Annotated in this window: 8 protein-coding genes, 1 pseudogene and 1 other annotated feature; of the genes and pseudogenes, 4 read left to right on the top strand and 5 right to left on the bottom strand. The window is 56.6% G+C overall.

Going from position 1 to position 7,720, the window contains the following annotated elements:
• Positions 1–16: 16 nt before the first annotated feature.
• Positions 17–1,251, top strand: a protein-coding gene (locus tag AB0T83_RS17925; RefSeq protein WP_366194599.1) for an IS3 family transposase whose coding sequence is annotated in 2 segments (ribosomal slippage) — positions 17–317 and positions 317–1,251 — 1,236 coding nt in all. Because the reading frame shifts where the segments join, the coding sequence is not laid out codon by codon here.
• Positions 304–420 (top strand) — a sequence feature (AL1L pseudoknot). Its footprint overlaps the gene before it by 117 nt.
• A 41-nt stretch (positions 1,252–1,292) precedes the next feature.
• Here AB0T83_RS17925 and tnpC read toward each other — a convergent pair.
• The 5 genes and pseudogenes from tnpC to AB0T83_RS17950 form a co-directional block, all read right to left on the bottom strand.
• Positions 1,293–2,180, bottom strand: a pseudogene (gene tnpC / locus AB0T83_RS17930) (IS66 family transposase); the annotation flags it as partial.
• A 60-nt stretch (positions 2,181–2,240) separates the two neighbouring features.
• Positions 2,241–2,588 (bottom strand): IS66 family insertion sequence element accessory protein TnpB, encoded by a 348-nt coding sequence (tnpB, locus tag AB0T83_RS17935; RefSeq protein ID WP_366194601.1) that lies wholly within the window; start codon positions 2,586–2,588, stop codon positions 2,241–2,243.
• Positions 2,585–2,929: an IS66-like element accessory protein TnpA gene (gene tnpA, locus AB0T83_RS20595; RefSeq protein ID WP_435891189.1), complete on the bottom strand. Its 345-nt coding sequence runs from the start codon at positions 2,927–2,929 to the stop codon at positions 2,585–2,587. The genes tnpB and tnpA overlap by 4 nt, the downstream gene beginning before the upstream one ends.
• Positions 2,930–3,011: 82 nt before the next feature.
• Positions 3,012–3,659, bottom strand: a complete 648-nt coding sequence (locus AB0T83_RS17945) for a hypothetical protein (protein WP_366194602.1) — start codon at positions 3,657–3,659, stop codon at positions 3,012–3,014.
• The gene (locus AB0T83_RS17950; protein WP_366194603.1) at positions 3,656–4,954 is read right to left on the bottom strand and encodes a tyrosine-type recombinase/integrase; all 1,299 of its coding nucleotides are present in this window, start codon (positions 4,952–4,954) and stop codon (positions 3,656–3,658) included. The genes AB0T83_RS17945 and AB0T83_RS17950 overlap by 4 nt, the downstream gene beginning before the upstream one ends.
• 304 nt (positions 4,955–5,258) lie before the next feature.
• Between AB0T83_RS17950 and AB0T83_RS17955 the strand changes: the two genes are divergently transcribed.
• The 3 genes from AB0T83_RS17955 (at position 5,259) to AB0T83_RS17965 (ending at position 7,646) form a co-directional block, all read left to right on the top strand.
• Positions 5,259–6,461 carry a tyrosine-type recombinase/integrase gene (locus tag AB0T83_RS17955; RefSeq protein WP_366194604.1) on the top strand — a complete coding sequence of 401 codons (1,203 nt, stop codon included), beginning with the start codon at positions 5,259–5,261 and terminating at the stop codon, positions 6,459–6,461.
• Positions 6,458–7,357, top strand: a complete 900-nt coding sequence (locus tag AB0T83_RS17960) for a hypothetical protein (protein WP_366194605.1) — start codon at positions 6,458–6,460, stop codon at positions 7,355–7,357. The genes AB0T83_RS17955 and AB0T83_RS17960 overlap by 4 nt, the downstream gene beginning before the upstream one ends.
• Before the next feature lie 115 nt (positions 7,358–7,472).
• A complete protein-coding gene (locus AB0T83_RS17965; RefSeq protein ID WP_366194606.1) occupies positions 7,473–7,646 on the top strand; it encodes a MerR family transcriptional regulator in 174 nt (57 codons plus the stop codon).
• Positions 7,647–7,720 lie beyond the last annotated feature (74 nt).

Raw genomic sequence — 7,720 nt, forward strand, 5'->3', positions numbered from 1 at the left:
TCAAAAGGTGAGCCCCATGACAGAGAAGAAAGTTTCCCCGAGTTACACGGCTGAGTTCCGCGCGCGCGGCGTTCGGCTTTTCCGCGAACATCGTTCTGATTACAGCAGCGACAGTGCCGCCTACCGGGCCATTGCCTCGAAGCTGGGCTGTTCGTCTTTCAGCCTGCGGGACTGGTATCGGCGCGCTGCGCGTGATGCAGGTGAATTGTCCGGACCGACGAGCGAGGAAAAGGCACGGATCAAAGCCCTGGAGCGTGAGAACCGTGAACTCAGGCAAGCCAACGAGATCCTGAAGAAGGCGTCAGCGTATTTCGCTCAGGCGGAGCTCGACCGCCCGTTCAAGCGATGATTGGCTTCATCGACGACCACCGTGATGTCTTTGGTGTCGGGCCGATCTGCCGGGTTCTGGGAATCGCATCATCGACGTTCCATGCCCACAAGTCCGTTGAACACGAACCGGCCTCTGCGTCCGAGCGGGCGAAGCGTGATGTTCTGGACAAGGCTGCCATCAGACGTGTGTTCGATGCCAGCCGGTGCCGGTACGGCGCGCGCAAGATTTGGCACGCTCTGCGCCGGGAAGGACACGACATCGCTCGTTGCACCGTGGAGCGCCTGATGAAAGCCATGGGTATTCAGGGTGTTGTCCGGGGCAAGAAGGTCGTCACGACCAATCCTGACACGGCACAGCCATGCCCCGACGACAAGGTGAATCGAGAGTTTGCGGCGGATTTCCCAAACCAGCTTTGGGTTTCGGATTTCACCTATGTCTCCAGCTGGCAGGGAATGGTTTACGTAGCCTTCGTGATCGATGTTTTCGCCCGCAAGATCGTCGGGTGGCGCGTCTCGACCTCGATGTCGACCGGTTTCGTGCTGGATGCCTTGAACCAGGCCATCTGCCAGAGGGCTCCGTGCGAGGCCGACAAACTGATCCATCACAGCGACCGTGGCAGCCAATACCTGTCGATCAAATACACCGAGCGACTGGCCGAAGCAGGGATCGACACCTCGGTCGGCAGCGTCGGGGACAGTTATGACAATGCTCTGGCCGAAAGCACCATCGGCCTGTTCAAGACCGAAGTTATCAACTTCATCGGCCCCTGGAAATCGGTTGGCCAGGTCGAATGGGAGACATTGAAATGGATCGACTGGTACAACAACGAACGCCTGCACAGCGCCATCGGATACGTCACGCCGCAAGAAGCAGAGGAGGCCTTCTACGAAGCCTTGAACGCTGACGAAAAAGCAGCCTAATCATTGAACCAAACCCTCTCCGGTAAACCCGGGGCGGTTCAATGAGACACCGGATGGGCGCCTTTGCGATCCACGGTGAACTGATACCAGACGCAAGGTGGAGATTGCCCTGACCAGGGTCGTTCGTCCCGGACATAGGTCCAGATCCGCGCCGTCTTGGTCTTCTTGCTTCCCGGCGCCAACATCTTCACTGGCGTGTCGTCAGCAAAGAGAGCTTCGCCCTGCCGGACCAATCGGCCAATGGCGTCGGCGAGCGGCTCCAGCAGTGCTGTCGAACGGGCCACCCAATCGGCGAGGGTCGAACGATCCAGATCAACGCCTTCACGGGCAATGATCTGCGATTGGCGGAATAAGGGAAGATGGTCCGAGTATTTAGACACAAGGACATGGGCCAGCATCCCCGGACCGGGGCGACCGCGATCAATCGGGCGAGACGGCAGCGGTGACTGGACAATCGCTTCACAACAGGAGCAGGCCATGCCCGGACGGACGATTCGGTTCACGACGAAGCGTCCGGGGACATACTCCAGTTCCTCGGTCACATCCTCCCCGAGCCTCTTCAGGGCTCCCCCGCAGCGGTGACATTCTTCGCCAGGCGACAGGATCTCGTCGTTGCGATCCAGATGATCGGGAAGTGGCTTGCGACTATGCTGACGACGAGCGTCGCCTTCTTCGGAAATGGCAGCCGGCGTGGTCTGCGCTTCGGCTGCCTCGGCAATCTGCTCGTCTTCCTGAAAGGTCAGATTGAGCTGATCGAGGCCCTCCGACTTCGAGCCAAAACGGTTCCGATTGTGACCTGAAAGCTGGTGCCGGAGTTGCTCTACCTTCAGCGTCAGAGCCTTGACCTCGTCGGCCAGTAGCCGGTTCACCGCCCGCAGTTCGGTGGGGTCTTCTGGCGCTATGTCGAGATCGTTAGCATCCCCGGTCATCTACCGGACCGGGGCCTCGGGGTGAATCCTGAAAACGATCAAGCGCCAGTTTTTATTAACCTATCCCGACGTCAGTGGTCGCCATGTCTTGCGCGGCATCCGCCAATCGATCCCCTCCAGGAGCATCGACAGTTGGGCCGGTGTGACGTGGACCTTGCCGTCCTTGGACGCGGGCCAGACGAAACGGCCCTTCTCAAGACGCTTCGAGAACAGGCAAGCGCCCTGGGTGTCCCACCAGATGATCTTCAGCAGGTCGCTACGGCGGCCTCGGAAGACAAACAGATGGCCAGAATGCGGATCTTCCGCCAACACTTTCTCGGCATGCGCTGCCAGGCTGTTGAACCCTTTCCGCATGTCCGTGATCCCGGCGGCGATCCAGACCTTGGTGTTTGAAGGGACTGGGATCATACCGCTTCCAGAGCACGCACAAGATTGGCAATCGCAGTCGGATCTTCGCTGTCGGTCACCACCAGCCGATGCCCGCTACGGGTCGTGATCTCGACCCTGGCGACTATGGGCCTGATTGGCTGCCGTTCATCAACCGCGCCAACGACCTCGACCGGCAACAGAACCGTCGGATCGGGCGCAGGCTGGAACCGGTCGTCCTTGCACCATTGAAAAACCATGTTGGCGTTCAGGCCATGACGACGCGAAACACCGGTAACCGTCGCGCCCGCGACCAGCGTCTCCGCCACAACCTGCCGCTTGAAATCGTGAGGGTAGTTCCCCCGGCCTCGCTGCCTGCCCATAGAATAGCGTCCACTACTTTTTATGGACACTACCCGGTAGAGATCAAATCCGGCAGGACGGGTTCATCGGACGCTCACGAACTCAACCTCGAAGGGCTAATTTTTTCTCGGCTTCGCTTAGACGGATCAGGTCGAATTTCGTTTCAGCGGGAACGCACGCTGGGACCCGCCATGGGTCCCACTTGAACCTCGTATTGGCAAAGCTGTTGTCGATGAAAAGCTCGAACCCGCGTGCCCGAGCAAGGAACCGCACCATGTCCGTATGAGACCGCTCAACTTCTGCGATGCTCGGGTCTGCGACAACCATTGCGGCTTGTAGATGGGCTGTACTTCTGAACTTTGAAAAACCTTTGTCTGCTTCGTCCGCGTGCGTTTCGTAGGATGCACTATTCTTAAACTCATGCGTACGAGACGCAGCAAGACGAACGCCTTCCGCGACCTTTGGCGGACGCGATGTCGTTGCAGAAATTCGCACCATTTCAAGCAGTACATGACCTGCATAGACTCGGTGTCTAATGTTCTTCCTGATGAACCATTTTTCGATGTTTTTCTCAAAGTCGTTCAGAGATAGTGACGATTCATCTGCCCCGCACATCGCATTATAGATCTGCCAGACAACACCAGTGTCTTGTTTGTCATCGGCACCCATTCGTGCCAGCACGTACAGGTCGGGACGATCTATCCACGTGCCGTCCGAATTCAATAGTGGTAAGTATCGTTTTTTGTTCATAATGCTCTTGCCAATAGATTGTGATTGTCGATTTTCTCTGTTTTGGTCAGGAAGTTCGACCATGCAGTCATCATCTCGCGTCGTTTTTCAACCATATCCCCGCGGCGGTAGGACGCTTCCACGGCGCTTCCAACCTTGTGCGCAAGTGCCACTTCAGCCATGTCGCCAGGAAAGTAAGTGCGTTCGGCCACCCAGTCGCGGAATGTGCTACGCAGCCCGTGCGGCACGGCGGGGCGTTTGCTCACCCGATCTACAAAGCCTACCCCACCTGCATTTACTTCTGCCATGTGTAGGCGCTTCATGGCAGCGCTGAGGGTCATGTCAGACATCTCACCACCACGTGGTGCCGGGAACACCAGTGGATTTTCAGACAAGCGGGGTAAGGCTTTTAGGAGCCTCACAGCTTCGATTGACAGTGGCACCCGGTGTTCACGATCCATCTTCATGCGGGCGGCCGGGATGGTCCACAATTCTGCCTTCAAATCAATTTCGTCCCACGAGGCGCAACGGACTTCCTTAGAGCGGCTGGCGGTTAGAGCGGCAAACTCCAAGGCGCGTGCTCCTGTGCCGTCCCGCTTTCGAATGGCGGCAAGCCAGCGCGGGGCATCGTCAATCTGTACCGCAGGTTGGTTGCTCTGCTTGGCTACTTTTGCGGCAGCCGGAAGGAGTTCCTTCAGGTTTCCGGCCCAACGCGCAGGATTGTCACCTGTGCGGTGTCCGGCCACCGTAGCCCAAGCCAAAACTGTTTCGATCCGACCGCGCAGCCTTGAAGCAGTTTCTGTCTTGCTTTGCCAAATTGGTTCCAAAACGCGAAGGATATCTTGCACCGTGATCTCATCCACCAGCATGCTGCCCAGCTCTGGCATCGCGTAGGTTTGCAAGGTATTTTGCCATTGCTGGCGGTGCTTGGGATTCTTGAACGCGTCCAGTTTGGCAGCGAGGCATTTGTCAGTTGCAATTGCAAAAGTCAGGCCTCGAAGTCGTGCAGTCGCCAACGCAGCCCTTGCTGACCGCCGCTCTTCAATAGGGTCAATGCCGCGTCGGATCTTGTCCTTGGCTTCCCGCGCCCGATCGCGTGCCTGCGCCAAGGTCACTTCGGGGTACCCGCCCAGACCAATTTCCCTACGTTTTTTCCCGACCGATACACGTAGTAGCCATGATCGGGCGCCGCTTGGCGTAATCTGCATCATCAGGCCAGAGACACCTCCGATAGCAAAGGTGGCATTGCGCATGCTGCCAGGGTGCTTCAATCGCTTTACCTCGAGCGCGGATAGTTCCTTGGCGACGCGTGGCAAACACTACCCTCCTAGCTACCCCTCATAAGACATCACATTGAAAGCAACATAATGCAACAGCTTGCGGCCAGTATAGCGGCAACCATCTGATGTTTTGTCATGATTTCAGACTGTTTCCGACAAATTGCAGCGCAACAATGGCGGGCACCCGCTCCGCCAATCTAGCAGTTTATCAGATTATCTTGATCAGCTTAGAGTGCCTTATCTGTCAGATTTAATTAGAATTTAGGGCTTTTGAGATTATTCTCGCTTTCATTCGGTTACGTCTGTATCGTCTCAATGAGTGGTATATAATGTGGTATTCATGATGGCGGCGCTTAGCGGGAAGCTGACTCGGAAACTGGTAGAGAATCTTGGCGCGGGGCGTCACGGGGATGGCAACGGGCTGTACCTGGTGGTTGATCCTTCCGGCGCTCGGCGCTGGATTGTTCGTGTGGTTGTCAAAGGCCAGAAGAACAAGAATGGCGCTCCCTTGCGGACAGACTTCGGGTTGGGAGGTGCGGACATCGTGACCTTGCCGCAGGCGCGTGATAGGGCGTTGGAATATCGTCGCATGGCCAAGCAGGGGCTGAATCCACGCTTCAACGACAAGATGGATATCCCGACCTTTGAAGAAGTTGCCCATCAGGTTCATATCGACCGGACGCCGACATGGAGGAACGCCAAGCACAGCCAACAATGGATCAATACCCTGCGTGACTATGCCTTTCCCAAGATCGGGCGGATGCCGGTGGACAGCATTGGCGAGCCGGAAGTGTTTATGTGTCTGTCACCGATCTGGACTGACAAGCACGAAACCGCGCGGCGTTTGATGCAGCGGATCAAGGCAGTATTGGATGTAGCCAAATCGAAAGGGTTCCGCTCCGGCGAGAACCCGGTCACTGGCATCAAGGACGCCAAGGTTCTGCCCAAAGTCACTGCCAAGCCGACCCATCACAGGGCGATGCAATGGTGCGAGGTGCCCAGTTTCTTTGCCAGTTTGAAGACCCGCAATGCGATGGCGGCGAAGGCATTGATGTTTACTTGCCTATCGGGATCGCGCACGGGCGAGGTTTTGGGGATGCGGTGGGTAGAGATCGACTTGCAGGAGCGTTTTTGGACCTGTCCGGCAGATCGGATGAAAACAGGGGATGCACACCGAGTTCCGTTGACCGACGAAATGCTGGCCATCATTGAGCCGTTGCGGGCGATGCAATCGGACTTTGTCTTCGAGGGGCAGAAGCGTAACCACCCGCTGTCAAACATGGCCATGCTCATGCTTTTGCGACGCATGAAAGTCGAGGGCGTGACAGTTCACGGTTTTCGATCCACATTTCGCGATTGGTCAGCGGAAATGACCAACGTCCCGCGTGAAGTGGCCGAGATGTCTCTGTCCCATACGGTTGGATCGAATGTAGAACGGGCATATGCACGGTCGGACCTGTTGGAGAAGCGAAGGGCTCTGATGGAGGAATGGTCGGCATTCGTTACCGGGGCACCTTGCCGGACGGACGAAGTGTTCCAATGATCAGCCCGCCGGGATATACCTCACTCGCGGAATTGTGGCGGGAGTTTTGCGAAACCCATTTCGTTACTGTCTACCAGATGGCCTGCGCGCAATATGCAGATGACACCTTCAACGCAAGCTATTGCTCCGGTTCGCCCCTGGACCTGTGCGAGCAACTTTTTTTGGGAACTTTTGAAGATGGCCGGATTTCCTTGGCGTCCGGGGCGGAGCATGTTGTTGATCTGACACCAAAACTCGATAACCGGAGAATCCGGTTTTTCACGACTGCCTCGCCATTCGAGAGTTCAAATATCGCCAACACTTCTGAGGAGGTGGGGCCAGACGGGGAACACCTGATGCGTATCGGGTCGTCTCAGTTTCAGGCGTGGCCGCATCGTCATGGCACAGCAGAGCCGTGGCGGCAGGCGTACAAAAGGCCAGGTCCGGACGAAATCGGGAGCTTAAGGCGCGAAGACGTCCCATACCACACACTGCCGTACACATTTGAGCGCCAACGATTTGTCATCCCAAGGACCATGCCGGGCTGGGCAGAACATACGTTCCACCGATACGATCTGGACGTGGTTTTCTCGGACCATACGGGGTCTACGATCTGCCTGAACGATGGTGCGCTTCCAAAATGGTACGCGAAAAACATCCGAGGCAGGAAGTTTCTCGACGATTTCCTCGGAACCGCTGACAGTACAGCTTCAACAGGAAGGCCGCAAAAGCAGGAGGCGATCTGGAAGACCTTCACAGCGCTCTACCCTGAGGGGCGAACTGGATCATGGAAAGAGGTGACGGCAGCGGTTCGCACAGCATCGGGTCTCGACTGTTCGCAGAAAACCGTTCAACGCGCGATAAAAACGTACGGGGCTGATCTGGCGAAGAGCACGACAAAACTCGAGAAATATTAGGACAATATGCAGGACAAAACTCTGAAGGGGTTTTGTCCTTTTTGTCTGCCTTCCGCAGGCAAGCCCCACACTATTGAAGTCTGAGCATCCGAAACAACTGGTGGGCGCTCAAACAATGCCGAAAACATTTGAAGACAGTCGAACCTATGTCCTTGGCGATCCGGAACTCAATCTGATCGGGAACCGCGACAAGCTTGCCCAATGGCGGCACAAAAATATTGGGCCAGCGTACTATCGTTTGGGTCGCAAGATTATCTATCGCGGGTCCGACCTCAATGGCTGGGTCTGATCCAGCCCCCGTTTCACCGGACACCTAAGCGGTTTCGGTTTTGGCCCTGATGAACTCGCGGGGCGAGCGCCATT

Origin of the sequence: Meridianimarinicoccus marinus (assembly GCF_040689105.1) — a bacterium.
GTDB classification, from domain to species: Bacteria; Pseudomonadota; Alphaproteobacteria; order Rhodobacterales; family Rhodobacteraceae; genus Meridianimarinicoccus; species Meridianimarinicoccus marinus.

Bases quoted from the DNA above. Each gene is read 5' to 3' on its own strand.
- tnpA (WP_435891189.1), bottom strand. From the start codon at position 2,929: ATGGGCAGGCAGCGAGGCCGGGGGAACTACCCTCACGATTTCAAGCGG.
- AB0T83_RS17945 (WP_366194602.1), bottom strand. From the start codon at position 3,659: ATGAACAAAAAACGATACTTACCACTATTGAATTCGGACGGCACGTGG.
- AB0T83_RS17960 (WP_366194605.1), top strand. From the start codon at position 6,458: ATGATCAGCCCGCCGGGATATACCTCACTCGCGGAATTGTGGCGGGAG.
- tnpB (WP_366194601.1), bottom strand. From the start codon at position 2,588: ATGATCCCAGTCCCTTCAAACACCAAGGTCTGGATCGCCGCCGGGATC.
- AB0T83_RS17965 (WP_366194606.1), top strand. From the start codon at position 7,473: ATGCCGAAAACATTTGAAGACAGTCGAACCTATGTCCTTGGCGATCCG.
- AB0T83_RS17955 (WP_366194604.1), top strand. From the start codon at position 5,259: ATGATGGCGGCGCTTAGCGGGAAGCTGACTCGGAAACTGGTAGAGAAT.